We start from the raw sequence: 1,969 nt of genomic DNA, 5'->3' as shown, positions 1-1,969 counted from the left end.
CCACGGCGGTGGCGGCGGCGGCGAGCGGCGCGAGCCGGTCGTGGTGGAAGCGGACCGCGTTCTCCGACACCTGGAGGATCGCCGGGCGCCGGGCGGCCTCGGCGCCCGCCGCTACTGCCTCGGCGTGCTCCAGCGTGATCACGTTGAACGCGAACACCGCGCGCCCCGACTGCCGTACGTCGGCCATGAGTTCGGCGGTGCGGACGAGTGTCATGGCGACCCCTGGGGTTGGGCGGCGCGGGTGCGCCCCGGCTCCCGGCGACCCACGAAAAGTGATCATGTCACCGCAAGCGGGGCGAGGGCGAGACCCCTGCGACGGGAAAAGCCGCCGGTGACCGGAGGCTCGGGCTCCGCCCAGCACGCCCCGGCCCCCTGCCCACGGTCGGCTGCTGCCGCGCCGCCCAGCCACACCTCGCCCAGCACCGCGCCGCGTCGCCCCGCCCGTCGGCGTCAGGCCGGTTGAGGCTGCGGGTGGGGCTGCACGATCCATTCCCCCTTGCGCAGCACGCCGGCCACCGCCCAGTCGGCGTCCAGCACCACCAGGTCGGCGTCCTTCCCGGCGGTGATCGAACCGATCCGGTCGTCGAGGCCGAGCAGCCGGGCGGGGTTGGTGGAGACTGCGCGCACCGCGTCCTGCACGGGGATGCGGTCGACGGTCACGGCGCGGCGCAGCGCGGTGTCCTGGGTGAGGGTGGAGCCGGCGATGGTGCCGTCGGCGAGGCGGGCGACACCGCCGGTGACCTCCACCGAGAGCGGGCCGAGCTGGTACTGGCCGTCACCGAACCCGGCGGCGTCCATGGCGTCGGTGATGAACGCGACCCGGTCGGCGCCGGCACGGGCGAAGGCGAGTTCGAGCACCGCGGGGTGCAGGTGGGTGCCGTCGTTGATCAGCTCGACGGTGACCCGCTCGTCCTCCAGCAGCGCCGCGATCGGGCCGGGCGTGCGGTGGTTGAGGCCCGGCATGGCGTTGAACAGGTGGGTGGCGACGGTGGCGCCGGCGTCGATCGCGTCCCGGGCCTGCTGGTAGGTGGCGTCGGTGTGGCCGACGGCGGCGATGACGCCGTGCTCGGCGAGCAGCCGGACGGAGTCGAGGCCACCGGGCAGTTCGGTGGCGAGCGTGAACATGCGCGCGGTGCCCCGGGCGGCGTCGACGAGTTTGCGGACCTCCGCCGGGTCGGGGTCGCGCAGCAGGTCCTCGCTGTGCGCGCCCTTGCGGCAGGGGGAGATGAAGGGGCCCTCGAAGTGGATGCCGGCCAGGTCGCCCTGCTCGACGAGTTCCGACAGCAGGGCCGCCTGCCGGGCGAGCACGTCCAGGTCGCCGGTGACGGTGGAGGCGACGAGTGTGGTGGTGCCGTGCCGGCGGTGGGTGCGCACCCCGGTGAGCACGTCCTCGGCGGTGCCGGAGCTGAAGGAAGCTCCGCCGCCGCCGTGGTTGTGCAGGTCCACGAAGCCGGGCACGAGCCAGTAGCCGGTGAGGTCGGTGGAGTCGGTCTCCGGCCCCCCGTGCTCGGCGCCGCTCTCAGCGCCGTCCCGGTCCCCGCCCCGAACCCCGTGCTGAGTGCCGACGGCCGCGATCCGATTGCCCTCGACGGTCACCCGGCCGTTCTCGGTCACGCCCGTGGGCGTCACCACCGTGGCGCCGGTCAACGCCCAACGATTGGCCTTCACAGGTCCACAACCTCCGCTGATAGCAGGTCCCGGGCGAGGAGTCCCGCGCCCAGGCAGCCGGCGGCATCCCCGAGCGCCGCCGGAACGATGGTGGGGAGACGCTGGAACGTGATCTTCGCGCGGACGGTCTCCCGCAGCGGTGCGAACAGCGTCTCGCCGGCTTCGGCGAGGCCGCCGCCGATGATGAGGGTGCGCGGGTCGAGCAGGGTGAGTCCGGTCACCAGGCCGGCGGCGAGCGCGTCCACCGCGTTCTGCCACACCGCGGCGGCCCGGGCGTCGCCGGCCTCGACGGCGGCGGCGG

At 74.7% G+C, this 1,969-nt stretch carries 3 protein-coding genes; all 3 read right to left on the bottom strand.

The window, feature by feature from the left end; genetic code table 11:
- A partial coding sequence (locus ACYVE9_RS24800) for a class II fructose-bisphosphate aldolase (protein WP_461030131.1) occupies positions 1–214 on the bottom strand: 214 nt, incomplete at its 3' end.
- Positions 215–450: 236 nt separating this feature from the next.
- Complete coding sequence (gene nagA, locus ACYVE9_RS24795; RefSeq protein ID WP_461030130.1) at positions 451–1,668, bottom strand: N-acetylglucosamine-6-phosphate deacetylase; 1,218 nt, start codon at positions 1,666–1,668, stop codon at positions 451–453.
- A partial coding sequence (locus ACYVE9_RS24790; protein WP_461030129.1) for an ROK family protein occupies positions 1,665–1,969 on the bottom strand: 305 nt, incomplete at its 5' end. The genes nagA and ACYVE9_RS24790, both read right to left, overlap by 4 nt.

This window comes from Streptomyces sparsus, from assembly GCF_054776295.1.
Note: the sequence above shows the minus strand (reverse complement) of the source record. Positions and strands in the feature narration are given on the sequence as shown.